The organism is Hoyosella rhizosphaerae, assembly GCF_014643175.1.
GTDB classification, from domain to species: Bacteria; Actinomycetota; Actinomycetes; order Mycobacteriales; family Mycobacteriaceae; genus Lolliginicoccus; species Lolliginicoccus rhizosphaerae.
The window spans coordinates 154,234-178,502 of sequence record NZ_BMJH01000003.1 but is presented as its reverse complement, the minus strand read 5'-3'; the positions used below and the strand labels follow the sequence as shown (position 1 = coordinate 178,502).

At 57.9% G+C, this 24,269-nt stretch carries 25 protein-coding genes; 10 read left to right on the top strand and 15 right to left on the bottom strand.

Features of this window, described 5'->3' with window-relative positions; all coding sequences use genetic code 11:
* Window positions 1-19 precede the first annotated feature (19 nt).
* Window positions 20-652, bottom strand: a complete 633-nt coding sequence (locus IEW73_RS12520; protein ID WP_188675588.1) for a hypothetical protein — start codon at window positions 650-652, stop codon at window positions 20-22.
* Between the two features lie 297 nt (window positions 653-949).
* Here IEW73_RS12520 and IEW73_RS12515 point away from each other — a divergent pair, with 297 nt between their 5' ends.
* Window positions 950-1,684: a hypothetical protein gene (locus IEW73_RS12515; protein ID WP_188675585.1), complete on the top strand. Its 735-nt coding sequence runs from the start codon at window positions 950-952 to the stop codon at window positions 1,682-1,684.
* A 132-nt stretch (window positions 1,685-1,816) separates the two neighbouring features.
* Here the strand turns inward: IEW73_RS12515 and IEW73_RS12510 are convergent, their stop codons facing one another.
* The 4 genes from IEW73_RS12510 to glnA all read right to left on the bottom strand — a co-directional run bounded on the left by IEW73_RS12510 (window position 1,817) and on the right by glnA (window position 6,397).
* Complete coding sequence (locus IEW73_RS12510) at window positions 1,817-3,055, bottom strand: alkane 1-monooxygenase (RefSeq protein ID WP_188675582.1); 1,239 nt, start codon at window positions 3,053-3,055, stop codon at window positions 1,817-1,819.
* A gap of 296 nt (window positions 3,056-3,351) precedes the next feature.
* Window positions 3,352-3,903, bottom strand: a complete 552-nt coding sequence (locus tag IEW73_RS12505; protein WP_188675578.1) for a type 1 glutamine amidotransferase domain-containing protein — start codon at window positions 3,901-3,903, stop codon at window positions 3,352-3,354.
* Window positions 3,904-3,978: 75 nt separating this feature from the next.
* Entirely contained in the window at window positions 3,979-4,269 is a 291-nt protein-coding gene (locus IEW73_RS12500) for a putative quinol monooxygenase (protein ID WP_188675575.1), read from the bottom strand.
* 691 nt (window positions 4,270-4,960) lie between these two features.
* The gene (gene glnA, locus IEW73_RS12495) at window positions 4,961-6,397 is read right to left on the bottom strand and encodes a type I glutamate--ammonia ligase (RefSeq protein ID WP_188675572.1); all 1,437 of its coding nucleotides are present in this window, start codon (window positions 6,395-6,397) and stop codon (window positions 4,961-4,963) included.
* 229 nt (window positions 6,398-6,626) lie between these two features.
* Between glnA and IEW73_RS12490 the strand changes: the two genes are divergently transcribed.
* Window positions 6,627-7,091 carry an RDD family protein gene (locus tag IEW73_RS12490; protein WP_188675569.1) on the top strand — a complete coding sequence of 155 codons (465 nt, stop codon included), beginning with the start codon at window positions 6,627-6,629 and terminating at the stop codon, window positions 7,089-7,091.
* A 78-nt stretch (window positions 7,092-7,169) separates the two neighbouring features.
* Here the strand turns inward: IEW73_RS12490 and IEW73_RS12485 are convergent, their stop codons facing one another.
* The 5 genes from IEW73_RS12485 to sucB form a co-directional block, all read right to left on the bottom strand.
* The gene (locus IEW73_RS12485; RefSeq protein WP_188675564.1) at window positions 7,170-7,913 is read right to left on the bottom strand and encodes a DUF4191 domain-containing protein; all 744 of its coding nucleotides are present in this window, start codon (window positions 7,911-7,913) and stop codon (window positions 7,170-7,172) included.
* Window positions 7,914-7,930: 17 nt separating this feature from the next.
* On the bottom strand, window positions 7,931-8,968 hold the full coding sequence (lipA, locus tag IEW73_RS12480) for a lipoyl synthase (protein WP_188675561.1): 1,038 nt from the start codon (window positions 8,966-8,968) through the stop codon (window positions 7,931-7,933).
* Between the two features lie 76 nt (window positions 8,969-9,044).
* Window positions 9,045-9,857, bottom strand: coding sequence for a lipoyl(octanoyl) transferase LipB (lipB, locus tag IEW73_RS12475; protein WP_188675558.1), 813 nt, complete (start codon window positions 9,855-9,857; stop codon window positions 9,045-9,047).
* Window positions 9,850-10,758 carry a TIGR01777 family oxidoreductase gene (locus tag IEW73_RS12470; protein WP_188675556.1) on the bottom strand — a complete coding sequence of 303 codons (909 nt, stop codon included), beginning with the start codon at window positions 10,756-10,758 and terminating at the stop codon, window positions 9,850-9,852. Before IEW73_RS12470 ends, lipB begins: the two co-directional genes overlap by 8 nt.
* 67 nt (window positions 10,759-10,825) lie before the next feature.
* A complete protein-coding gene (sucB, locus tag IEW73_RS12465) occupies window positions 10,826-12,586 on the bottom strand; it encodes a 2-oxoglutarate dehydrogenase, E2 component, dihydrolipoamide succinyltransferase (RefSeq protein ID WP_188675554.1) in 1,761 nt (586 codons plus the stop codon).
* A 410-nt stretch (window positions 12,587-12,996) separates the two neighbouring features.
* Between sucB and IEW73_RS12460 the strand changes: the two genes are divergently transcribed.
* Window positions 12,997-13,362 carry an oxidoreductase gene (locus IEW73_RS12460; protein ID WP_188675552.1) on the top strand — a complete coding sequence of 122 codons (366 nt, stop codon included), beginning with the start codon at window positions 12,997-12,999 and terminating at the stop codon, window positions 13,360-13,362.
* 13 nt (window positions 13,363-13,375) lie between these two features.
* Here the strand turns inward: IEW73_RS12460 and IEW73_RS12455 are convergent, their stop codons facing one another.
* Window positions 13,376-14,902: a leucyl aminopeptidase gene (locus IEW73_RS12455; RefSeq protein ID WP_188675550.1), complete on the bottom strand. Its 1,527-nt coding sequence runs from the start codon at window positions 14,900-14,902 to the stop codon at window positions 13,376-13,378.
* Between the two features lie 124 nt (window positions 14,903-15,026).
* Between IEW73_RS12455 and gcvT the strand changes: the two genes are divergently transcribed.
* Together gcvT and IEW73_RS12445 are read left to right on the top strand one after the other, a co-directional pair.
* Window positions 15,027-16,178 (top strand): glycine cleavage system aminomethyltransferase GcvT, encoded by a 1,152-nt coding sequence (gcvT, locus tag IEW73_RS12450; protein WP_372433635.1) that lies wholly within the window; start codon window positions 15,027-15,029, stop codon window positions 16,176-16,178.
* A 24-nt stretch (window positions 16,179-16,202) separates the two neighbouring features.
* A complete protein-coding gene (locus tag IEW73_RS12445) occupies window positions 16,203-17,306 on the top strand; it encodes a branched-chain amino acid aminotransferase (protein ID WP_188675548.1) in 1,104 nt (367 codons plus the stop codon).
* A 53-nt stretch (window positions 17,307-17,359) separates the two neighbouring features.
* On the opposite strand, the gene IEW73_RS12440 is transcribed toward IEW73_RS12445, so the two are convergent.
* From IEW73_RS12440 to IEW73_RS12425, 4 genes are all read right to left on the bottom strand, one after another.
* Window positions 17,360-18,109: an adenosylcobinamide-GDP ribazoletransferase gene (locus IEW73_RS12440; RefSeq protein ID WP_188676875.1), complete on the bottom strand. Its 750-nt coding sequence runs from the start codon at window positions 18,107-18,109 to the stop codon at window positions 17,360-17,362.
* A 41-nt stretch (window positions 18,110-18,150) separates the two neighbouring features.
* Window positions 18,151-19,191 (bottom strand): nicotinate-nucleotide--dimethylbenzimidazole phosphoribosyltransferase, encoded by a 1,041-nt coding sequence (cobT, locus tag IEW73_RS12435; RefSeq protein ID WP_188676872.1) that lies wholly within the window; start codon window positions 19,189-19,191, stop codon window positions 18,151-18,153.
* Window positions 19,192-19,259: 68 nt separating this feature from the next.
* A complete protein-coding gene (locus tag IEW73_RS12430; RefSeq protein ID WP_188675545.1) occupies window positions 19,260-19,811 on the bottom strand; it encodes a bifunctional adenosylcobinamide kinase/adenosylcobinamide-phosphate guanylyltransferase in 552 nt (183 codons plus the stop codon).
* Between the two features lie 5 nt (window positions 19,812-19,816).
* Complete coding sequence (locus tag IEW73_RS12425; protein WP_188675541.1) at window positions 19,817-20,494, bottom strand: DUF3043 domain-containing protein; 678 nt, start codon at window positions 20,492-20,494, stop codon at window positions 19,817-19,819.
* Window positions 20,495-20,571: 77 nt separating this feature from the next.
* Between IEW73_RS12425 and IEW73_RS12420 the strand changes: the two genes are divergently transcribed.
* From IEW73_RS12420 to IEW73_RS12400, 5 genes are all read left to right on the top strand, one after another.
* Window positions 20,572-21,621, top strand: coding sequence for a glycerate kinase family protein (locus tag IEW73_RS12420; protein WP_229675987.1), 1,050 nt, complete (start codon window positions 20,572-20,574; stop codon window positions 21,619-21,621).
* Between the two features lie 116 nt (window positions 21,622-21,737).
* The gene (locus IEW73_RS12415; protein WP_188675538.1) at window positions 21,738-22,088 is read left to right on the top strand and encodes a HesB/IscA family protein; all 351 of its coding nucleotides are present in this window, start codon (window positions 21,738-21,740) and stop codon (window positions 22,086-22,088) included.
* Window positions 22,089-22,262: 174 nt separating this feature from the next.
* Window positions 22,263-23,240: a carbohydrate kinase family protein gene (locus tag IEW73_RS12410; protein ID WP_188675535.1), complete on the top strand. Its 978-nt coding sequence runs from the start codon at window positions 22,263-22,265 to the stop codon at window positions 23,238-23,240.
* Between the two features lie 154 nt (window positions 23,241-23,394).
* Window positions 23,395-23,850: a MarR family winged helix-turn-helix transcriptional regulator gene (locus IEW73_RS12405; protein ID WP_188675532.1), complete on the top strand. Its 456-nt coding sequence runs from the start codon at window positions 23,395-23,397 to the stop codon at window positions 23,848-23,850.
* Complete coding sequence (locus IEW73_RS12400; RefSeq protein ID WP_188675529.1) at window positions 23,847-24,254, top strand: DUF5313 family protein; 408 nt, start codon at window positions 23,847-23,849, stop codon at window positions 24,252-24,254. Before IEW73_RS12405 ends, IEW73_RS12400 begins: the two co-directional genes overlap by 4 nt.
* Window positions 24,255-24,269: the final 15 nt, after the last annotated feature.

Genomic DNA, 24,269 nt, shown 5'->3' with positions numbered 1-24,269 from the left:
GGGGCTACCGCAACAGCGTCTACTTCGCAGGCGGGCGCTTCGACGGGCGCGCCACTGGGGTTTGAACTGGGGCGACTTCAAGGTCATCCGGGCGAATAGCGCCAGGCCAACCCACCTTCGGGAAACGCGGCCGAGGCAGTCGCCCTGCCAGGTCAGTCAGCGGCTCCGCTGCCTCTGTGATGTACCGCGAGGCGGACTCAATCCGCGCCAACGGATCTTGCAAACCCTCAATCGTTGGTGCGATGGACACAAGGTTTTCCATCAAACCCAGCACACGTTCCGCTAGCCCATTTTCAGTTAGGACTCGCTCAACTATCCCGCCCGACTGAAAAACCTTGTCCACCAGGCCATTGTCGTCAAAAGCATTGTCGACCATGCCGCCAGGCTGCAGGGCCCGCCCCAAAGGACGTTCCGGCGACGTCGCCGAGGTGATTGCACGCAGCAATGCCACTGGGCCATACGGATTCGACAGCAGCGTCATCACCTGCTCCGCCACACCGTGCTTACCGACCATGACATCAGCCATGTCGAGCAATCCATTGTCACGCCGAATAGGCCCGTCAGGGCGTGCCCATTGACTTGCCATCACAGTCACCCGAGCTCCAATAATTCCCACCCGGATAGGGAGCAAAGCAACGTCAACAATCACCATGCCACCAGCGTAGTGCGTTCTCGACGGCAAACCGGGAATCAATGACCGAGACTGTTGCATAGGAACTCCACGACCCTTCACACTCTGCGCAGGGTGCCGAGGAGAGGACGCACTGCGACTGCGAAACGTGTGTCGCGACGAACTCGCCACGTGACCCCTCTCTTCGTACATCGGCAGCCACAGTAAGGGATTATGTGGCGGTGATCTTCAAGGGTACGGAATTGAACCACTTACGCAACGCGAGTGGTGTTACGTAAGTCCGGTAACTAGGCAATGGAAACGTGGGAGTGATTGGTTATGTGGATAAACACTGCGGTACCTGTCACGGATCCGGCAGCCGCGGATTGGGCGGCTGAACGCTTTCACGGATCCACAGGCCACATGTCGGGGCAAGTTCCTGTGGGGTTTGACGCGTACTGCCGAATCCTGCACCGACCTGATTCTTACAACGACGTAGCAGCGCCGCGGTGGGCAGACATTGCTGCTGAGACTGGGGCCATCATGCATCCAGCAGTGCAGTGGCACCGGCTTCTTGGCGGGAAGGACACGGACCCTGACTTATACCTACCGTGGCGGGGCTTTCACCCGCGGCACGGACAGCTGGACCCCGGTTCGTTCGCCGCGCTCCTTCCTCATCTTGTGGACGCGACCAAGGAAACGGATGGCTGCGTGTTCGGGTTTTGGGTCGGACACCACGATGTACAACCTGGGGAGCGCAGCGGCTTCACGCGGAGTGAGTTTGACTCTCCCCACTTCAGGCTGGCAGGCCGAGAGATGATCCTGCTACAGGGGGATCTCTCCGCCCTGGCCAACCAGGTGACTGAACACCCGAAAAGTGTGGCGCCTCCCCCCATGGTGATGTGGCCACGTGACAGGTCCTGGTATTCGTTGTCCGAGATTGATTTCGACTCGACCATCGTTGGTGGGGCATCAGATCTCATCGCAGCTTTGGTTGACGATCCGGTCCTCGAATCGTTCCAGGTCCCACCCAGCCTTGACCTCAGTATCTGGGGAGACACTGTGAACGAGTAGCAACAATGAGGGCCCACAGGTTTGCTACCTGTGGGCCCTCATTGTGTTGTTTCCCGAGGCCGTGTTTACCGGTTGCCTGACCCTGTTATCGGGGACAGGGTCAGTGGACTATTACGAGACCCCGGGAAGCTTTCAGGATTCCTGGCCGTACTTGGCGAGGATCTTGTCGCGCTTGGGCGGGTAGATGTTCGCCTTCGTGATGTCACCGTCGTAGTGATCAAGCACGCGGTGGTCCATGATCTTGCGCCATAGCGGCGGGATCACTGCGACGACCATCATTGTGGCGTACCCACCGGGCAGCATTGGTGCTTCGTCGAAGCTGCGCAGAGTCTGGTAGCGACGCGTCGGGTTGGCGTGGTGGTCACTGTGGCGTTGCAGCTGGTACAGAGCAATGTTGGTGACGATCCGGTCGCTGTTCCACGAGTGCTTGGGCTGGCAACGCTCATACCGTCCACTCTCAAGCTTCTGACGCTTGAGACCGTAGTGCTCAAGGTAGTTCACAACTTCAAGAAGGGAGAATCCCAAGATGGCCTGAATCACAAGGTAGGGAAGTACATTCCAAATGCTGTAGTCGGTCAGAACACCAGCGAAGCTCAGTGCCTGGAGACCGATCAAGATGCCGCCAAACAACGCTACTGACATCAACCAGGCGTTAAGCACATCGTTCTTCAGTGTCCAGTGTGACTGGCCGAGGCGCTCAAAGCGCTTCTTCTCCAACTCCCAGGCTGAGGTGATCGCGCCTGTAACGGTGCGGGGCAGGAAGTGGTAGAACGATTCTCCGAAGCGTGAGGAAGCGGGGTCCTCTGGGGTTGCAACACGAACGTGGTGGCCGCGGTTGTGCTCGATGTAGAAGTGTCCGTAGAAGGATTGAGCAAGCACGATTCGTGAGGCCCAACGCTCGTTCTCTTCCTTCTTGTGACCGAGCTCGTGGGCGACATTGATGCCGATACCGGAGGTGATGGCAACTGTAGTTGCAAGACCGATGCTTTCGAACACACTGAGTGAGCCAGTTGCCCAGAAGTAGACCGCGACACCAAGTCCTGCGTACTGGATGGGGATGTAGAGGTATGTCATCCAACGGTAGAATGGGTCGTTCTCAAGTTCTTCCATGACTTCATCGGGCGGGTTTTCACCGTCATCACCGATAATCACGTCTAGGAGGGGAATGAGGCCGAAGACGATTGGGAAACCGCCCCACCAAAAGATTCCTGATCCTGTTAGTTCGACAAGGCCCCAGGCGATAAATACAGCCAGGGCTGGCAGAAGCGAGAACGGCCAGAGGTATTTCTTCTTGTCACGCCAGCGTTTAATTGTCTCTTCGCTGGTGCTGACGGCAGCGGCCGTAGCATCGTCGTTCACAGTGGTGGACATACAATCACCCTCGTGGTGTCGTTGTGCTTGACCCCGATGTCAAAGCAACACGTTCCATTGACTGTAGGTGAGCAATCGTTTGTTTACTAGACACAATTGGGCATGATGTACACCACAGAGTTGGCATTAGCGGATCCGGTTAACAGCCTCCGGTCTCTTCACGGTCGCACGAGTCGGCCGCACCATTTAGCATCAACCGCCGTCAGAGACGGCAACAGGTGCGAGAGCCCCGCCTCCGTAGCGAATCCTTCGTTCGCGGGGGAGGCGGGGCTCTAGTTGGACGCTTATTGCACCGGCTATTGCACGGCTGACCACAGCGCAGCCGTGAAATCATCGAGATCCGCTGGGCTACGCGAGGTAATGGTAGTAAAACCGGCTGAGGTATCGATCACGACAGCCTCGTCGACCCACTGACTACCAGCGTTCTCAAGGTCGCGACGCAGCGTGTGGTACGACGTCAGGCGACGCCCACGGGCCAGATCTGTATCAACGAGGAGCCAAGGTGCGTGGCAGATCGCACCTATCGGTTTGCCAGCCTTCGCGAAGGCAGTCACGATCGCCTGTGCTGATTCATCGACGCGCAAGGTGTCTGCGTTTATCGTGCCGCCGGGCAGGACCAGAAGGTCAAAACTCGACGGGTCCACTTCTGAGATTCTGGCGTCGCTCTTGACGGTATGTCCGGGCGACTTATCGGATACGAGAGTCTCCGCATCAGCGCCGTCGATAGTGGCAACCGTCACTGATGCGCCTTGCTCAGTTAAGAAAGCGATGGGTTGCGTGAGCTCGTGCTGCTCTGCGCCGTAAGGCGATGCCATCACAAGGACTTCAATCTTTGATCGTTCGGCCATAGGTAATCTTCCTTCGGAAACTCGGATGCGACTACTTATTCACTGCACAGTGGGCCATATTTACGGCCTTGCCGGTTAACGAGGAATCTCGGTGTAGTGGTGCTCGTCGTAGGCGGATTTAAGATATTTGTTGACAGTGTCGTTGAAGTTGATCCAATGCGACGTCTTTCCGTGCGCATCAAGCGCTTCTTGGGAATCCCAATGCTCGATCAGGGCGTAAGCGAACGGATCGTAAGAACTTTGATATAGCTGATACAAGGAGCAGCCTGGCTCCTTGTTCGACTCGATCACCATGTGGTTGAGGAGCTTGATGAAGTCCGCAACTGAATCCTGGCGGACATCGAAAAATACATTCAGAATGACCATGATGCTCCCTGATGAGCTTTCGCATTTTGCGCCACTGAGATGAGACCGGCACTACGGCTTGCTGATTCGCTAAACCGTCCTCATCGAGGCTAACAAAGCCGAGAACCCCTCGCCATATGAGAATGAGAGAGTGAATTGGGTGTACTCACGTTGAGCGTTGACGAACTTGCACCGTGGCCGACACTCGACCACTGTGCAAGCCTTCTCTCCGACAGTCGATTAGTAGCCAGGGAGTTCAGGTTCCACATTCGCAGTGGGAGAGAATTCTGCGATAGCGCGAGTAGGTTGATGACGACTGTCTGGGACGACGATGAGACGTACTTCTAGGCGGCGGGTAGGGCCTTCCTTGTGTAGCAAAAAAGCTCTTGGGCGTTCGAGTCGCACGACTTGACTGTTCCGGAAGCGTTTGCAAAAACGTGAGCTTGATCTAGTTGTCCTTTGCTGATTGTTCAGACTGAACTTGCAATCACTGATACTCACCGCTTGAGCGCAGCACTGAGGTCCGGGCACGCTTGTGCGAGTTTCCCCAAAAGGAACCAGATGACACCCAATAGCAAACGAGCCCACCCGCAACGCGATTGAATACTCAATCACGAAGCGAATGGGCTCGCTGGCAAAACATACGGCGTACTTGTTGCGTACCGGCCGCCTCAACCCCTGAGGATTAGTGCAGTTCAGTACGCCAAAAGCATCACACGTCGTAGTACAGGTTGAACTCGTATGGGTGCGGGCGAAGACGTACCGGCTCGATTTCCTGCTCGCGCTTGATGGCGATCCAGGTTTCGATCAGGTCAGTCGTGAACACGCCACCCTCGGTGAGGAACTCGTGGTCCCGCTCAAGGTTGTCGATAACGTCCTCAAGTGAGGTCGGTGCCTGCGGGATGCCCTTGGCTTCCTCGGGAGGAAGCTCGTAGAGGTCCTTGTCGACCGGTGCTGGTGGTTCGATCTTGTTGCGGATTCCGTCAAGGCCGGCCATCAAGCACGCTGCGAAAGCGAGGTATGGGTTACCGGAGCTGTCAGGCGCACGGAACTCGAGGCGCTTGGCCTTCGGGTTGTTGCCTGTAATCGGAATACGAACCGCTGCGGAGCGGTTGCGCTGCGAGTACACCAAGTTGATCGGAGCTTCGTAGCCTGGCACAAGGCGGTGGTACGAGTTGATCGTGGGGTTGGTGAATGCAAGCAACGACGGAGCGTGGTGCAGGATGCCGCCGATGTAGTGACGTGCCATGTCGGAGAGACCTGCGTAGCCGGCCTCGTCGTGGAACAGTGGCTTGCCGTCTTTCCACAGCGACTGGTGCATGTGCATGCCCGAGCCGTTGTCACCGAACAGTGGCTTCGGCATGAATGTTGCGGACTTGCCGCCCTGCCATGCGGTGTTCTTCACGATGTACTTGAACAGCAGCAGGTCGTCAGCTGCGTGTAGCAAGGTGTTGAACTTGTAGTTGATTTCGGCCTGGCCGCCGGTGCCAACCTCGTGGTGCCCGCGCTCGATCTCGAAGCCAGCGTTGGTGAGGTTGGTGGTGATGTCGTCACGAAGGTCGACGTAGTGGTCGTACGGTGCGACGGGGAAGTAGCCACCCTTGTAGCGAACCTTGTAGCCGAGGTTTGCTGATCCGTCAGCTTCCTGGTCGACGCCCGTGTTCCACCAGCCGGACTTGGAGTCGATCTCGTAGAACGTGCCGTTGGCCTGTGAGTCGAAGCGAATCGAGTCAAACAGGTAGAACTCAGCCTCGGCGCCGAAGTATGCCGTGTCGGCAATTCCGGTGCTACGTAGGTATTCCTCAGCCTTGCGAGCAACGTTACGTGGGTCGCGGCTGTAGGCCTCGCGTGTAAACGGGTCGTGAACCGAGAACACGATGTTCAGGGTCTTCGCCTTGCGGAACGGGTCGATTTGCGCGGTGGTGACATCTGGAAGGAGCAGCATGTCAGATTCGTGAATCGACTGGAAACCGCGGACGGACGAGCCGTCGAACGCTAGGCCCTCGTCAAGGACGTCCTGGTTGAATGTTGATGCCGGGATGGAGAAGTGCTGCTGCACACCCGGTAGGTCACAGAATCGAATGTCGACATATTCGACATTCTCATCCTTAATGAACTTGAAGACTTCTTCGGCATTGGAAAACGCCACGCGTCTGCTCCTTCAGTCGGGGCCCCGCAAATTGACTTATATCAGGCGGGATTCACGATTAACCGTATGGACTTGGTGTTGCCCTCCGGTCACCTCAGTGTTTCACACGTGTTACCAATCCCGGCGAGTGTTGCGAAACGGGACCCTCCACGAGCACATAAATGTGACCGGAGTAACGAACATTGTGAGTTTTTCGGCGACAGGTTCGAACAGTCCTATCCTAGATAACATGTCCCGAAATATTGGCTCTTGGCTATACGGCCCGTCGGCGGCGCTCCCGGACGGCGAAACAGGTACAGAAAACACCTACAAAGGGGAGCGGCTGGGACTTCCTCAACACGGCCCAGGCTCAATGCCGTCGTGGCTTCGTCGCTCCGGCGCGTTCTTTGCTGACCTTCTCATGGCGGCGGGCGTGGCTGCGGTGTTCACATTCCCGCACGCGCCTCAGAACTGGAGCCTACTGGTGTGGTTCATCGTCGCGATCTTTGCCGTTGTCCTGTTTGCCTTCACACCAGGGCAGGCGCTGTTCGGATTGCGAGTACAGCGTGTAGGCGTTGATGCCCCTGTCGGGCTATGGCGATCCGCCGTGCGCGCCGGACTCGTGTTCTTGCTCATCCCCGCAGCGATTTGGGATCAAGACGGTCGCGGGCTACACGACAAGGCCTCAGGAACAGTCGTAGTTCGTACCCGCTAACATCACAAAAAGTGTGGCCCAGGATGACAATTCATCCTGGGCCACACTTATTGAATTTCCGGCGTTATGTTTTCGCGCTTATCGGCGGCGAATTGAGCGCTGAACACTCTTCATCTTGCCGCCTCCAGGTACGGGGCCCTTGGGCATCGCGGGGCCACTCGTTCGTGAGGCAATTGCAGCAAGACGAGAATCCAACGCATCCATCTGCTTGCGCGTGATGTTCTTCGGCAACCTGTTCATTGCCTTCTGCAATTTGGGAAGTGGTATCTGGTCGTCACCATTGCCGACCACAATCTCGTAAATCGGAGTGTTGCCAACTAGCCGCGAGACACGCTTCTTTTCCTGCGCCAACAGGCCCTTCACACGGTGCGGCGCGCCTTCGCCGACGAGGATCACGCCGGGACGGCCAAGAACTCGGTGGACGGCATCAAGGTGTGTCGTACCTGCAACCGCGTTTGTAACTTTCCACGGTCCGCGCAGCGAGTCCAATGCCCACGCGGCTGCGCCTGTCTGTCCCTCGGCTTTCTTGTACACCGTTTTGGTGACGCGTCGGCCAAAGAGCATGAATGCTAGGAGGAAACCAAGAATAAGTCCCATCGGCAGGAACAACCACTGCGCACTGAGAAGCCAGCCGAACCCAAACAGAAGCAAAGTGGTACCAACTATGGCACCGACCATGATGGGAATGAGCCACTTATCTTGCTCACGCTGGATCTTGAACGCCTGCCACAGTTGTGAACGGCGCTCCCGAGATCGCTGTTTTCGCGCAGCCCTCAGCGCCTTGCGTTGTCCCTTATCGAGCTTTTCCTTGCCCTTCGCCATATACCCAGGATACGTGGTCAGGAACCAGAGTTGGACACACCGACGCGATTTGTGTACCGCTCCAGGACAGCGCTAGCTTCCTGACCTGCGGCGCCACCGCGGTCAAGGTGAGTGAGATGTGGCGGAATTGTTTCACCACGATGGGCTTTTGCCTGCGCATAGAGGCGTCCCGCACGGTACGACGACCGAACGAGGGGGCCAGCCATAACTCCGGCGAAGCCGATCTCTCGCGCCGTGTCGGAATGCTCAACAAACTCTTCTGGGCGCACCCAACGCTCCACGGGGTGATGCCTCGAAGAGGGGCGGAGGTACTGAGTAATAGTGATGATGTCGCAGCCAGCGTTGTGTAGGTCGTGCAGCGCTTCAACGACTTCTTCTGGGGTTTCGCCCATTCCGAGAATGAGGTTCGATTTGGTGACGAGCCCTGCATCCCTCGCCGCAGTGATGACGTCGAGCGAGCGTTGGTACCGGAAGGCCGGACGAATCCGCCGGAACACTCGCGGGACTGTTTCGAGGTTGTGGGCGAGGACCTCGGGGCGGGACGAGAACACCTCTTCCAACTGCTCAGGCACTGCGTTGAAATCGGGAATCAACAGCTCGACACCAGTTTCGCTGTTCAGGCTGTGAATTTGTCGAACCGTTTCCGCATACAGCCAGGCGCCACCGTCTTCGAGGTCGTCGCGTGCTACACCCGTAACAGTGGAGTAGCGCAATCCCATAGCTTGAACACTCTCGGCGACCCGTCGCGGTTCGTCGCGGTCGAAGTCGGCCGGTTTACCGGTATCGATCTGGCAGAAGTCGCAACGCCGTGTGCATTGGTCCCCGCCGATAAGGAATGTCGCTTCGCGGTCTTCCCAGCACTCGAAGATATTGGGGCAACCGGCTTCCTCACACACTGTGTGAAGTCCTTCTTTGCGAACCAGGCTCTTCAACTCCGTGTATTCGGGGCCCATTTTCGCTCGGGTTCTGATCCATCCGGGTTTCCGCTCAATGGGGGTCTCCGCATTGCGAACCTCTACCCGGAGTAGCTTTCGTCCTTCTGGGGCAACAGTCACGTTGACGATCCTACGCTTGGCATCCGACTTCGTGTCGCGACGCTATTACAGGCAAACAAATAGCGGGAAGCTGCGGCTACCCAAAACTAAATGTCGTCACCTTGGGCATTTTTTGCACTGATGGTTCGCTCGACTGGAACACACTTGCCTGGAAGTCTTCGAGTGTTAGCCGCTCAATGTGATGTTCGGTGACGGGCATGTCGCCGTCGAGTGCACGCCGGACAGCATCAGTAATGCTGTCTACGACGTCAGAAATCGACACTTCTGAGCCAGTTTCCTCGCTGAGAGACGTCACGCCCGCGTCAGTGATACCGCACGGAATAATTGCGTCAAACGCGCCAAGATCGTTATTGCAGTTCAACGCGAATCCGTGCAGTGTGACGCCGCGCTGAACGCGAACACCGATCGCGGCGATTTTCCGCTCAGGCCGGAAAACAGTCGAACCATCTTTGGTGATGACCATTGCGGCAGGCAACCACACGCCAGACCGACCGTCGACACGACCGCACCTAATGCCATACGAGCCAATAACAGAAATGAGTGCTTCTTCGAGTCTCCGCACATAGCCAACAACATCGATAGGCTCGGCAAGTTTGATAATCGGATACCCGACGAGCTGCCCGGGGCCATGCCAGGTGATTTTTCCGCCGCGGTCAACATCGATGACGGGCGTCCCATCTTGTGGACGTTCTTCATCAGTGGTTCTACGACCAGCGGTATACACAGGCGGGTGTTCAAGTAGCAGCAAGGTGTCGAGCCCTTTGCCGACGGCTCTGTCCGCTGCGATTTCCCGCTGGCGCGCCCAGGCGTCGAGGTAGTCGATGCGGCCGAGGGTGGCAATGGCAAGCGGACTGTCGGACAAGCGTGCCGACACTTGGCGATCACTCATTATTCAAACCTACTCCGGGCGTCAACGTGGCGTCCAAGGCTTCACGGATGGTGTGATGCTCGAACGTGAAACCCGCATCCTCTAGTTTCGCTGGTATAGCCCTCTGCCCACCCAAAATCCCGGTTGATGCGAATTCCCCAACCAGAGCCTTCAGCGCAAACCCAGGTACAACCCATGGTGAGGGACGGTGCACAACTTTGCCGAATGCACGATTGAATTCGGCATTTGTGACTGGTGCGGGCCCCGTGAGATTAACCGGACCGTCGACAGTGGTGCTTTCGAGCAGGAACTTCACTGCCCGGATGTGATCTTCAAGGGTGATCCACGGGAAGTACTGACGCCCATCACCGAGGCGCCCGCCAAGTGCCAGTTTGTACAAGGGAATGAGCTTGGGAATCATGCCGCCAGCTTTGGACAGCACAATTCCGGTGCGAATGTTGACAACACGGGTGTTGTTGTTCGCAGCGCGTAGGGATGCTTTCTCCCACTCAACGCATAGATCAGCGAGGAAGCCCTCGCCGGAAGACGACGATTCACCCACCTTATTGTCGCCGGTGTCGCCATAGAACCCGACTGCACTTGCATTAATCAAGGTTGGAACGTGAGCCTGTGAAACGGCTTCGCCAAGAACTTCCGTCGGCCCAATTCGGCTATCCCGTAATTCTTGTTTATACGCCCCAGTCCAGCGCTTATCCGCGATGCTCGCGCCACACAAGTTGACGACAGCATCACAACCATCCAGCACACTGGGGTCGAGCGCAGCTGAGGGACTCCACTGTATTTCGTCAGGGCCCTGGGCTTTTCGTCTCACAAGCCGAAGAACTTCGTGGTTCTCGGCACGCAGACCAGCAACCAGTGCCGTTCCGATCAGCCCTGACGAGCCTGCGATGACTACGCGCATATTTCATCGCCTTTCAGGTGTCCGTCGCTAACACGGAGGCCCCGACGTGGAACGCCGGGGCCAACTGTCAGAGTTCCAGATCGTCGGCGAATTCACCGTCTTCAAGACGCTGCTTCAATGTCGAAACAAACCGTCCTGCATCAGCGCCATCAACGAGGCGGTGATCGTAGGTAAGCGGCAAGTACGCCATGGAACGAATCGCAATGGAGTTGTTGCCGTCAGCGTCGGTTGTCACAACAGCCCGTTTCACGACCGCACCTGTTCCAAGCATCGCTGCCTGCGGAGGAACGAGAATCGGTGTGTCGAACAGTGCGCCGTTGCTTCCGATGTTGGTCACCGTGAACGTGCCACCAGACAGTTCGTCGGGCTTGAGTCCACCTGATCGAGCACGTTGAGCAATGTCCGCGATTGCCTTCGCAAGATCAGCCACAGACATGTCGCCAGCGTTGTGGATGACAGGGGAGAGCAGACCGTTTTCGGTATCAACTGCGATACCAAGGTGCTCAGCGCCGTAGTACGTGATTTCCTTGGCTTCTTCGTCGTAGCTGGCATTGATGTTGGGGTGCAGTTGTAGCGCCTCAACAACGGCCTTCGCGAAGAACGGCAAGAATGTCAGGTTCACACCGTGGCGTTCTTTGAACGCTGCCTTGTACTCGTTGCGCAGCGCAGCCACGCGAGTGAGATCTACCTCGTGTGTCTGGGTCAATTGAGCTGTGGTTTGCAGAGACTCCCGCGTCTTTATCGCCGTGATCTGGCGGATACGGTTCGCCTTCTGGGTGGTACCACGCAACTTCGCAAGTTCTGGCCGCACGCCAACTGGAGTAGACGGTTTTGAACCTGCGGACTTAGATGCTGAGGACGATGCCGACTCTTTTGCCTTGGCAGCAGCGGCAAGCACATCTTCTTTTCGGATGCGTCCACCAACTCCGGACCCGCGAACGTCGGCCAGATCAACCTTGTGCTCTGACGCAAGCTTGCGAACCAGTGGTGTGACGTACGGTGTGCTGCCCGACGAAGGTTTCGATTCGCTCTTAGCTGGCTTGGTGTCCGTCTCCTGCTTAGGTGCGGGTTTGGACTCAGCCTTCGGCTCAGCTTTCGGCTCTGGTTTGGACTCAGCCTTGGGCTCTGGCTCAGGTTCAGGCTCAGGCTTCGGTTCCGGTTTGGCCTTTTTGGCCGACGCGGGCTTACCACTGCCGATGATTGCGAGTTGGCCGCCAATTTCAACGACCTCGTCTTCCTCAGCCGAGATTTCAAGGAGCGTCCCCGCAACAGGTGACGGAATCTCCGTATCAACTTTGTCAGTGGAAACCTCAAGCAGTGGCTCGTCAACCTCCACTGTGTCGCCCACAGCTTTAAGCCAACGAGTGACAGTGCCTTCGGTGACAGACTCGCCAAGCGCTGGCATCGTCACTGGGCTGCCTTCGCCGCCTGACGACTCTTCCTCGTCGTCAGCTGATTCCTCAGCCGGGGCGGACTGCTCAGTTTCTTCTGGGGCTTCTTCTTCAGCGGGGGCCTCTTCGGCCTCCGGCTCTGCCTGCTCACTCGAATCAGCATCGCTGGACCCGGAATCGCTCGACCCGGAGTCATCATCGCCGTCGCCGATTATTGCAAGTTCACCACCAATGTCGACGACGTCGTCTTCCTGAGCGACGATTTTGGTGAGAACACCGGCGGCAGGCGAAGGAATCTCGGTATCTACCTTGTCAGTCGACACTTCGAGCAACGGCTCGTCGACTTCAACGGTATCGCCTTCCTGCTTGAGCCACCGCGTGACGGTACCTTCAGTCACGCTTTCACCTAGGGCGGGCATTTGAACGGAGAAGGCCATAATCCTTCGACTCCTCGGCGCTCGATGGGGCGTATGGCGGATCGCTTCACTTTCCGTTAGCGAAGCGATCTCTATTGTGCTTGTGGCAAGGACGTTTCGTGGCGAGATGCACAGATCAAGCGGAAACTTCTCCCACCGTCAGTCAATCTCACATTGAAAGCGTCCAAGGACATCCTTGCATCACACGGACTTTCACGCGCGGGCAGGTTCACAATTCTTAGCGCGCACTCAGTTCGAGTGGGGAACTTTCACAAACCTAAGCCCACAAACCTAAGCCCACGAAACGAAACCCAACGAAACCTTACGCCCTTCGTCGGCGGAGCGCGGGTTGTCTCCAACCAGGTCACATTGTGAGTGCCACATCACGTTCTAATTTGGGAACATGGGCAAATTCCTGGCAGCATCGACCTATGGGAATCTTTGGGCGAATGCGTCAGTCGCTCGGCGGCGGGGCAAGTGGTCAATCCGGCGTGCGGGGGATGTCAGACACCGACGTGGCACATCTCGAACAGTGGTGTGCTGCCCGCGTTGGGGTCGAGGCGTTTGTTGAGCCACAAACTTTTGTCAACGAAATGACGGTTGTGCTCGTCGCCAACGATGGCGAGTGGACTCGACGCCGAGTAGGTAATCCAAAGACCGCCAGGAAACTAGGCGAGCATCTTTCGATCCCCATGTACGACGTGCAAAAAACGGGTTACCCGCAGAGGATGCGCGACCACGATGAGCGGCAGCGCATCCTCAAGCGGCGTGAACGTCAGCAGCGAGACGGTATTTAGTCGCCTAACTGCGCTACCCGTTTGCGGCAACGTCCTCAAGCACAGCGAGCATTGTCCGGACTGGAACGCCTGTGCCGCCCTTGCCGGTGTAACCCCACGGCCCACCGGTGTTATATGCGGGACCTGCTACGTCAATGTGAGCCCACGGCGTTCCGTTGGCAACGAACTCCTTGAGGAACAACGCAGCCGACAGCATCCCACCCCAGCGGTGGTTTGTGACGTTCGCGAGATCAGCAACCTTTGAGTTGAGGTCTGCCCGCAACTCCTGCGGCATTGGCATCGCCCACGCATTCTCGCCAATTTCCTGGGACAACCAAGCCACGCGATCGCGGAATTCATCAGTTCCCATGACACCGGGGACGCGCGTCCCGAGTGCCACCATCTGCGCACCTGTCAGCGTTGCAGTATCGATGATGTAGTCCGGGTTGTCCTCCGCCGCACGCCCAAGTGCGTCGGCAAGGATGAGTCGACCTTCCGCATCGGTGTTGATTACCTCAACGGTCGTGCCGCCATAGTGGGTAATGACATCGCCAGGCCGGGTCGCGTTGGCTGACGGCATGTTCTCTGCCATCGGCACCGTCGCAATGACGTTGATTGGTAGGTCGAGCTTCGCTGCGAGCAAGACTGTCGCAATGACTGCTGCGGCGCCACCCATGTCTGAGGTCATGTTCTCCATGCCTGCTGCGGGCTTGATTGAGATACCGCCGGTGTCGAAGGTGACTCCCTTACCTACGAGGGCGACGGTCTTGCCTTCTTCACCTCCGCCGCGGTGTGCGATGCGAACCAATCGCGGTTTACGCGCCGACCCTTTACCTACGGCGTAAATCCCGCCGTAACCGCCTTCGTCCAGTTGCGTTTCGTCGAGGATTTCCACCTCAAGGCCAGCATCAGTCGCGAGACTTGCGGCGTGATCTGCAAAAACCTCGGGGTATAGGTGGCTCGGTGGGGTGTTGACGAAATCGCGTGCAAGAGACACTGCTTCGGCGACAGCGATCGACCGCTTCAGCTGTGATTTTGCTTTGCCGTCACCCGAGCCGGTAGCTACGAGGTCCAACTGAGCGAGGGGAAGCGCGTCCTTCGCCGGAGCTGTCTTCGCGGATTTGAATGCAGAAAAGGAATACGATCCGAGGATAAATCCCTCCACAACGGATGCGAGGTCACGCGAATGCAGCGTGGTGGCAGCTGCGCGCACACCGGTCAGTGATCGTGCCACTGAACCGCTGATGCGGCGTAGTTCTTCAGCCGTCAGCGAACCTTGCTTCCCAACGCCTAGACCAACGCCAACGACACTGCCTGCAGCCACACCTTTCGGAGACGGCACTCGCGTGAACTGATCGCGCTTTCCCGTAGCCCCAGCTTCCTTCAACGCCTTCACCACTGCGGCGCGCGTTTCCTTGTCCCACAGGTCTTTAACCCCGTCGAGGGAAATATTCTTGCCGCCCTGGAGAACACCCACCACTACGACGTCGTGGGCTTTGGTGACTTTTGCCGCGAACTCAACGTGAAGACGCTTCGTCTGCGCTATGGCCCCTGCGCTCATACAAACTCCTTACTGAAATATTCGATAACAACCGCTGCAATGAGATCGGCTACGTGGGCGGAAAAGGTCGCGCCGAGTAGTGAGGTAGAGGCTACCGCGATCTTCGCCGGCTAGCGTGGATCCCGTGAGTGCCGAACATGAAATTGCCGCCCCTACGACGACAGCGTCCGAAGGTGATGAGTTGTTGCACAGTCCTGCTCATGACGTGCATGTTCGCCTAGGTGCGACGTTTGCGCCTTTCGCTGGCTGGTCAATGCCAGTGTCATACAGCGGCGTTGTAGGTGAACATCACGCTGTGCGCGAACACGTGGGGATCTTTGATGTCAGCCACCTCGGCAAGATCCTCGTCGCCGGGCCTGGAGCGGCCGAGTTCGTCAACACTGCCTTCACCAACGACCTACACCGAATCAGTCCAGGCAAAGCCCAATACACCCTGTGCTGCAATGACCAAGGCGGCGTAGTCGACGACCTCATCGCATATTTGGTAAGCGAAAACGAAGTTTTTCTGATTCCTAACGCTGCCAACACCGCCAACGTCGCGGAGATGCTGGCCGACAAAGCGCCCGCCGGAGTGTCCATTACTGACCAGCACCGTGAGTTCGCGGTATATGCGGTCCAAGGTCCCCAGTCAGCCGAAGTTCTCGCAGCCGAAGGTTTGCCGACAGACATGCGGTACATGGCGTTCGCCGACGCTGAGTGGGCTGCACTGAACGGAGCAGCGGTCCGTGTGTGCCGCACTGGGTACACGGGTGAGCATGGGTACGAGATCGTGATCGCACAAGAATCAGCAGCCGAGGCGTTTAGTCACCTCGTCGAACGCATCGTCGCAGCCGGGGGACAACCAGCCGGACTCGGCGCGCGAGACACACTCCGGACCGAGATGGGATACGCCCTGCACGGACACGAACTGTCACTCGACATCTCGCCCGTCGAAGCTCGGTGTGGCTGGGCAGTCGGATGGAAAAAACCACAGTTCTGGGGCCGCGACGCACTGCAGGCGGAACGAGAAAACGGCCCGAACCGCAGCTTGTGGGGTCTCAAGGCGCACGGCCGTGGCGTTTTGCGCGCTGGACTCGCCGTGCTGCAAGAAAATAAGGTGATTGGAACGTGCACGTCGGGTACCTTTTCACCAACACTTAAAGCAGGTATTGCGCTCGCTCTCCTCGACACCTCAGCGGACATCAGTGCAGGCGATACTGTGACGGTGGACATCCGGGGGCGGCACATGCCCTGTGAGGTGGTCATCCCGCCTTTCGTTGCACCGAAGACTCAATGATCTTTCGCGATAGGATCTTCCCTCATGACTGCACTGCCCGAGTTCACGTACACCCCGCATCCGTCGCCGCGGTCTGATGCCGACAGGGAACGAATCCTTCACGCTCCCGGTTTTGGCCAGTACTTCACCGATCACATGGTTTCGATTTCCTACTCGGCAAGCAACGGGTGGCACGACGCCCGAGTGCTGCCGTACGGTTCGATATCACTTGACCCCGCAGCCATGGTGTTGCACTACGGTCAGGCGATTTTCGAAGGGCTCAAGGCTTACCGCCAACCAGACGGCACCATTGCGTCATTTCGGCCAGATGCCAACGCCGAGCGGTTTCGTTCCTCAGCGCGGCGAATCGCAATGGCGGAATTACCCGAAGAATTGTTCCTTGCATCGCTGACGGAACTTCTCTCAGTCGACCACGCTTGGGTTCCGCAACCGGGTGGCGAAGAGTCCCTGTATCTCCGCCCATACATGTTTTCGTCTGAAGCTGGACTTGGAGTTCGACCTGCAAACGAATACCAGTACTTGCTTATTGCGTCACCGGCTGGGGCCTACTTCAAAGCTGGCGTGAAGCCCGTGAGCGTGTGGTTGTCCACCGAGTATGTTCGTGCAGTGCGCGGCGGCACCGGTGCGGCAAAATTTGCTGGCAACTACGCCGCGTCGCTCCTTGCCCAGGCACAAGCCGCGGAACAGGGTTGTGACCAAGTCGTGTGGCTCGACGCGATCGAACGGAAGTACATCGAAGAAATGGGTGGAATGAACCTCTTCTTCGTTTATGGTTCGGGAGCGGATGCGCGCCTCGTGACCCCTGAACTTTCAGGTTCACTCCTGCCAGGTATTACGCGGGAATCGCTTATCCACCTTGCCGAGGATGCCGGTATTCCAGTCGAGGAGCGCAAGATTTCCGTCGACGAAGTGGAATCTGGGGTTCGCAGCGGCGGCATTACCGAAATTTTTGCGTGTGGCACAGCGGCCGTGATTACCCCTGTTGGTCGAGTGAAGCACACCGGAGGTGAGTACACCGTAGCCAACGGCGAGCCAGGTGAAGTCACGATGGCTCTGCGCGACACGCTCACCGGTATTCAACGGGGAACCTTCACGGATACTCGCGGGTGGATGCAAAAACTGTACTAAGCCCGTGACCATCCGGACCTGACTGCCCGCCACAGATCGCTGTGGCGGGCGGACTAATTTCCGAGCAGCATGCCCACAGCGATCAAGAGAACCGTAATCTCTAACACCGCTCCAAGAACATCCCCATTGAGCCCTGCAAATCTCCGTGCGCAGTGGATAGTGAAAACAAACGCTACGGCGAACGCCACAACAACGACTACTGGACCATGAATAGGGCTATTCGACACAGCCATCGTGGCGATGAAGAGGCACGCCACAATCCACGTACCGATCAGGGCCCACGATTGCGTTCCGACGACCAGGGCACCAAACCCATCCTTTCGGGCGGGCCGAATGCCGGTACGACAAGCTAAAACGACGGATACACGGGCAGCAGCGATCGCGACGACAATCCCGACAAACATCTGCTTCTCAGCAAGAGCGCCCAGCGCCAATGCCTGACCAACCAAGACCACGACCAACGTCGCGACACCAAACGGTCCCGAACCGCCGGCCCGCATCACCTCTTGAGCACGTGCGGGTGACCCAAAAGTTCCGAGACCATCGGCAGTGTCGGCAAGTCCGTCGATATGCATCCCACGTGTGAACAGGGCTAATGCTCCGACTGTAAGGACGCCCGCCAACTGCCACGGTAAATTCGCTGCCAACATTCCCCACAGCATCAGAGCTGCGACAACACCAAACCCGAGCCCGATCAGTGGGGAAGCGGCGATCGCCCACGCGCCAGCATGCCGGTCAACTAGCCGCGGGCCACGAAACGGCAGAATCGTCAACCATGAGAACGCAAGGTGAATGCCGTCGATCGATGGGTTATTGCGCGGACGTGTTCGTTTGTCTTGCCGAGTCACTGGTCCGAAACCCCCGCTTCCGAAAAGGTGGCCATGTTGGCTAGTGTGGCGACGGCTGCCGACAGCACAGGCAGGGCGATGGTGGCTCCTGAGCCTTCACCAAGCCTCATACCAAGATCAACAATTGGGTCGAGGCGCAGATACTGCAACGCCACTGTGTGGGCTGGTTCGGTGGACCGATGACCGGCAACCCACCATTCACTTGCGCCCGCCGCGAGATTCTCAGCAATGAGGGCTGCGGCTGTCACTACAACCCCGTCAAGAATCACGGGGGTTCGCCGTAACGCACACTGCGCTAAGAACCCGGCCATAGCTGCAAGATCAGGCCCAGAGGCTGTCGCCAGAAGCTCAACAGGGTTACGCACCACAGGTTTTGCTCGCCTCAGCGCATCACGAACAGCTGTCGCTTTGCGCATCCACGTATTGTCATCAATCCCAGTGCCTCGTCCAACAACAGCGACGGGTTCGGTTGACGTCACTGCTGCAATCAGCACGGTAGCGGGTGTCGTATTACCGATGCCCATGTCGCCAGCGATGAGGACATCCGCACCCGAATCTATCTCTTCGTCGGCGATAGCGCGTCCAGCTGCAATTGCCGTGAGAGTTTCTTCCATCGACATGGCGTCTTCTTGGTCAATCCGACCAGACGCTTCACGAACCTTGAACCTGGAGACGGATGCGGGGGTTTCACCCCGAACCGACATATCAACGACTCGCACTGAAGCGCCAGCAACGTCCGCCAGAATGTTGATGGCAGCGCCTCCCGCGAGAAAATTGTGAATCATTTGCGCGGTCACTTCAGGCGGGTACGCCGACACACCTGTATTTGCGATGCCGTGGTCTCCAGCAAAAATGACGACCCGCGGGCGTGTGAACGGTTTCGGGGGACACTGCCCTTGGCAGGCCGCAATCCACACTGCCAAGTCTTCAAGTCGACCGAGGGACCCACGCGGTTTTGTGAGCGTCAGTTGGCGTTCGCTGGCGGCGCGTCGTACCTCGCGGTCAGGTTGGTCTATTGCCCCGAATGTTGCGCGCACATCGGGTTCGTCGGGGGCCTGTGGGCCAGTCACGAAGTCCTGCCTTCCTCACCACAGTGATACAGAACCTACCTAAGCGGTGGAACTTGCTTCAGCGGCAACGATATTCCTGCGACAACAAGTACTACCTTCTCGCACACTTCGGCGATCCGGGCGTTCAACACCCCGATGTCGTCTCGGAACATTCTTCCAGCGCGGGTGTCTGGAACTATTCCTAGCCCAACCTCCGGAGTCACGATGACAAGCGGTGATGTGAAGTTCTTCACGCTCGACACGAGATCGTCGAGGCGACCAACAAGCTCAGCCCGATGACCATCCCAGGCGCCCGACACGTCCATCTCCGCTGCCAACCAAGTTCCAAGATCATCGACGATCGTCGGCGTATGAGGGCTGGTGCGTAGTTCGTCGGCAACATCCAAAGTTTCCACCGTCGACCAGTGGTGGGGGCGGGTCGCCCGGTGCCGCCTGATCCGATCGGCCCATTCCTCGTCATTCGGACGATGGGGTGATGTGGCAATGTACCGGACCGGCACTTGATCGCTGGACGCCAAGTCTGCAATCAAAGCCTCGCCGAAACTGGATTTACCCGACCGAGCACCACCGAGAATGAGACAACGCACGTGGCTCAGACGGGATCGCCGGGGCGTACCTGCGGACGCGGCACCCGCAGTCGTCGCACCTGAGTTGCGCGCACGAATGAGTACCAACCGATACTAAAGCCTGTGTCTTCGCTGTCTGGGAACCGTTCGCGAATCTTGTTGCTAATGGTCCGCCCTAGCATGATTCCTTCAGCGATCATGAAGATCAAGAACACCAACATGCCGAGGGTGATGACGCCTTGGATCTCGGGTGGCATGAACAGCGTCAGTAGCACGACGAGAGCGAGCGGCATGAATAAGCCGGCAAGGTTGCGGCGAGCATCTACGTAGTTACGCGCAAAACGTCGCACTTGGCCACGGTCGCGGGGGAGGAGGAACTCTTCCTCGCCTGACATCATGCGCTGGCGGCGCTCATTTGCGCGCATTCGAGTTTCCGCGCTGAGCTTCTTCCGCTCAGCTTTGGTCATCTTCGATTCAGTCTTTTTCTTCTCGGCTTTGATGGCCTTCCGGCGCGCGCGGGCCTCCGCGCGCGTCATGGGCGGCGGCATAATAGGGCCGCGCGAGCCGCGCTGCTTCTCGCTCCGCTTCGGTGTGGCACGGCCTTTTGCTGGGGTGTACCCCCGGCGAACAGCGGCGCCCGCATCTGGGGAGTCGGCGCCGTCGTCTGGTGAGTTGTTGTCGCTGCCACGTCCGGAGGATTTCACGGGCTTTAGGGTATTCGATTGAGTCGCGGGTACAAACTCCCCCTGGCGCTATCGGCACATAATGTGACACTGAAGTAGTGAAAACTCGCCTCAACATTGTGGTCGCGCCGGACAAGTTCGCTGGCACGATGACGGCGCTCGACGTTGCGAGGGCGATTGCCGACGCGTGGGCAACAGAGCGTCCTGGTGACAATGTTGTCATGTGTCCGCAAGCCGATGGTGGGCCCGGATTTGTCGAAGTTCTCGGCGCTTTGGGTGGATCCACGCACCACACTGATGTGTGCGGTCCGCTCGGCGAAACTGTTAGTGCCCAGTGGCTTATGGTCGACGATGTCGCGTACATCGAATCGGCGCAGGCCTGTGGGCTGCATCTCATCTCCACGCCAACGCCCGCCACGGCTTGGCAGTCTAAGACGTACGGCGTCGGCGAATTGATTCACGACGCACGGATCTTGGGGGCAAAAACCATCGTGGTCGGTTGCGGCGGCTCGGCGACAACCGATGGTGGGGTAGGCATGCTCGCGGCCTTGGGCGGATTGCCAGCTGCGGCAGCAGAATACGAACATATCGACTTGGTAGCTGCAACAGATGTGACGAATCCCTTGCTTGGAGCGAATGGCGCCGCCCGAGTTTTTGGTCCCCAAAAAGGCGCAGATCCAGCGACCGTTGCGCGGTTGGAACGGCGCCTCACCCTGCTAACGAATGAGTTGGAGAACTGGGGCTACTGCTCAAGTAAAGAGGGGAGTGGAGCGGGCGGCGGACTAGGTGCGGCGCTTTTAGCGATGGGTGCACACCGGTGCTCCGGAGCCGAACTAGTGGCGCGCAACACTGGCCTGGACGAGAGCCTCGCAGATGCTGACCTCATCATCACCGGTGAAGGTTCGTTCGACGAGCAATCTCTCAACGGGAAAGTCGTGTCTGTCGTGGCACGTAAAGCGAGCGAATGCGGTGTCCCAGCGATCGTGATCGCTGGACAGGTGTCGGTGGCACCTAAGCACTACAAGCAACTCGGTGTTCACGACGCGTACTCTGTGACATCCCACTGCGGATCGATTCGCAGTGCACTTGCACGGGGAGCGGAGGCTCTACATGAACTCACACGCCATATCGCACGCGGCTATATTTGACATAGTTGCCCCAATCTCTCAAGACAGGGAGACTAGGGGAATTATTCGATGAAGAGTACCGTTGAGACTAGCACCGGTATGTGCACGGCATTTTTGTCTGAGCTGAGGGAGAACGCATGACAGTGCAGAATGAAACCACCACCCAGGGCGCGCAGCTCACAGCAGCGGCCGCAGCGAAGGCTAAGGCTCTCCTGGAACAAGAAGGTCGCGACGACCTAGCGTTGCGAATCGCCGTCCAACCTGGTGGTTGCGCTGGGCTTCGCTACCAGCTTTTCTTTGACGACCGCGAGCTCGACGGTGACCACGTCAGTGATTTCGATGGTGTGAAGTTGGCAGTCGACCGTATGAGTGAGCCGTACCTGCACGGTGCGGTCATCGATTTCGTTGACACGATCGAAAAGCAGGGTTTCACTATCGACAACCCTCAAGCGACGGGTTCATGTGCCTGCGGAGACTCGTTTAACTGAGTCCGTACACACATTTCATTGTGGGGTGGCCTGGCTTTTGCCGGGTCACCCCACAGTGCGTACTGGCGGTATTGCGTGCGCGATTTTAAGGACCATCAGTATCTTCGCGGTACGGTAGTGCGTCGCACTTCTCATACTGGCGACACAACAAACTGAACGCGAAAGGGACATGCCGTGGCAATCGCCGTCAGCGGGTCAATTGCAACAGATCACCTCATGACTTTCCCAGGCACATTCGAGGAACAACTCGTTGCGGACAAGCTTTCGCAGATTTCGCTGAGCTTCTTGGTGGACGACCTCGTTGTGCGCAGAGGGGGAGTCGGGGGCAATATTGCGTTCGCCATCGGTGTGCTAGGTGGAAGTCCTGTTCTCGTAGGCGCAGCTGGTGTGGACTTTTCCGAGTACCGCGCATGGCTCGAGAACCACGGAGTCAACTGCGACGGAGTTCGTATCTCAGATACCGCACACACTGCGCGGTTTGTGTGCACGACGGATACTGCGATGGCGCAGATTGCCTCGTTCTACCCAGGCGCCATGAGTGAGTCTCGTGAAATTTCCGTGACGGAACTCGTGCAAAAGAATCCCGATATCGATATGGTGCTGATCGGTGCAAACGACCCTGAGGCGATGACCCGCCACACGCAAGAATGCCGCACATTGGGTCTGCCGTTTGCTGCAGACCCGTCTCAGCAGTTGGCGCGTGTTGACGGTGATACTGCGCGAGATCTTGTTACCGGTGCCCAGTACTTGTTTACCAACGAGTACGAGTGGGGCTTGTTGCGGCAGAAGACAGGAATGACTGCGGAGGATATCGCCGGCTTGGTTGATGTTCGGATCACGACTCTGGGTGCAGGGGGAGTAGGCATATTCCCCTCCGATGAAGCCCCCGTTCACGTTGATGTGGTCCCTGACCGTGGGCGCCTAGATCCGACAGGTGTCGGCGATGCGTTTCGCGCAGGGTTCCTAACGGGGCGCATGTCAAAGCTGAGTCACGAACGTTCCGCGCAACTTGGGTCCCTCGTCGCTGTGCTTGTGCTCGAAACATTAGGTACGCAGGAGTGGTCCTGGGATCGCGACGATGCCCTAAATCGGATTGGTGATGCGTACGGCGTTGATGCCGCGCGGGAGATTGGCGATATTTTGCCGGTATAGCGCGCATTGCGCTAGACGTGTGTTGCAGAGGGGCTGTGTGCCGAGGAGGCGCGCAGCCCCTCAGTTGCTTGGAAAAGCTGTGTGTAGTTCACAGCATTGTAGATAGCGCACTAATGAGTAGTGCGCTATCTAATTGGGCGCTACGATAGTGCGCATGGAAGAAAAGTCGGACCTACTCGCGCTCGATAGGCAAGTGTGCTTCGCTCTCGCTGTAGCAAACCGGGCAGTGCTGGCCGTCTATAGGCCCTTGCTCGAGCCAATGGGTCTCACACATCCGCAATACCTCGTCATGCTCGCCCTGTGGGAGCAGAATCCGCGTTCTGTTCGCAACATCGGCGCAGCACTCCAACTCGACTCCGCCACGCTGTCGCCACTCCTCAAACGGCTCGAAGCGGCAGGCCTGATCGTGCGGGAGCGCAGCCAACAGGACGAACGCAAACTCGAAGTTCGGCTCACCGAGTCCGGCAAGTCCCTGCGTAAACAGGCAGAAGCCATACCGCCAGCGGTGATGGCTCGACTAGGTGTAACAGAAGCCGAAATTACCGAACTGCACGACGTGCTCAGCAATATCAACGCCGCCGCGCTACGAGCCGGAGTACTAGACGCATGAAAACACTGCACAAAATAAAGAACCAACGAACTCGACCCGGCCCATTGCAATGGATTGGCTACAGTTTCGGCCGAACACTCCCACCCACAATGCAGGAGTGGGTGCGGAACGACCTCACCGGTAACAGGGCCGTTCCGCGACATCTCGTCCGAAGCCTGGTTCCGTTCATGCCCCTGTTTGCTCTGGGTTTCCTACTGCCCGGTCCATTTGTGCTGACCGGGTCAGTCGTACTTCTCGGCGTATTGCTGGCGTTGTTCTACTCAGCCGCTTACATGGAACCCAATCGCGCCCGACGACTCGAGCGCCACGGACTACCTGCCGACCTGCAGAATCCGAGAACCACAGCACGTATCAAGCGCGAAAAAGAGCGATACGAACAAACACATCGCACCCAGGTGAGATAAGCAAGCGGGTGAGGA

What these genes read in the sequence shown, in the direction of transcription:
- IEW73_RS12460 (WP_188675552.1), top strand. Translation starts at nt 12,997, where the DNA reads ATGGGAATCTTTGGGCGAATGCGTCAGTCGCTCGGCGGCGGGGCAAGT.
- IEW73_RS12490 (WP_188675569.1), top strand. Translation starts at nt 6,627, where the DNA reads ATGTCCCGAAATATTGGCTCTTGGCTATACGGCCCGTCGGCGGCGCTC.
- IEW73_RS12500 (WP_188675575.1), bottom strand. Translation starts at nt 4,269, where the DNA reads ATGGTCATTCTGAATGTATTTTTCGATGTCCGCCAGGATTCAGTTGCG.
- IEW73_RS12470 (WP_188675556.1), bottom strand. Translation starts at nt 10,758, where the DNA reads ATGCGCGTAGTCATCGCAGGCTCGTCAGGGCTGATCGGAACGGCACTG.
- IEW73_RS12510 (WP_188675582.1), bottom strand. Translation starts at nt 3,055, where the DNA reads ATGTCCACCACTGTGAACGACGATGCTACGGCCGCTGCCGTCAGCACC.
- sucB (WP_188675554.1), bottom strand. Translation starts at nt 12,586, where the DNA reads ATGGCCTTCTCCGTTCAAATGCCCGCCCTAGGTGAAAGCGTGACTGAA.
- IEW73_RS12415 (WP_188675538.1), top strand. Translation starts at nt 21,738, where the DNA reads ATGACAGTGCAGAATGAAACCACCACCCAGGGCGCGCAGCTCACAGCA.
- IEW73_RS12485 (WP_188675564.1), bottom strand. Translation starts at nt 7,913, where the DNA reads ATGGCGAAGGGCAAGGAAAAGCTCGATAAGGGACAACGCAAGGCGCTG.
- IEW73_RS12520 (WP_188675588.1), bottom strand. Translation starts at nt 652, where the DNA reads ATGGTGATTGTTGACGTTGCTTTGCTCCCTATCCGGGTGGGAATTATT.
- IEW73_RS12405 (WP_188675532.1), top strand. Translation starts at nt 23,395, where the DNA reads ATGGAAGAAAAGTCGGACCTACTCGCGCTCGATAGGCAAGTGTGCTTC.
- IEW73_RS12445 (WP_188675548.1), top strand. Translation starts at nt 16,203, where the DNA reads ATGACTGCACTGCCCGAGTTCACGTACACCCCGCATCCGTCGCCGCGG.
- IEW73_RS12515 (WP_188675585.1), top strand. Translation starts at nt 950, where the DNA reads ATGTGGATAAACACTGCGGTACCTGTCACGGATCCGGCAGCCGCGGAT.
- IEW73_RS12455 (WP_188675550.1), bottom strand. Translation starts at nt 14,902, where the DNA reads ATGAGCGCAGGGGCCATAGCGCAGACGAAGCGTCTTCACGTTGAGTTC.
- IEW73_RS12400 (WP_188675529.1), top strand. Translation starts at nt 23,847, where the DNA reads ATGAAAACACTGCACAAAATAAAGAACCAACGAACTCGACCCGGCCCA.
- lipB (WP_188675558.1), bottom strand. Translation starts at nt 9,857, where the DNA reads ATGAGTGATCGCCAAGTGTCGGCACGCTTGTCCGACAGTCCGCTTGCC.
- IEW73_RS12505 (WP_188675578.1), bottom strand. Translation starts at nt 3,903, where the DNA reads ATGGCCGAACGATCAAAGATTGAAGTCCTTGTGATGGCATCGCCTTAC.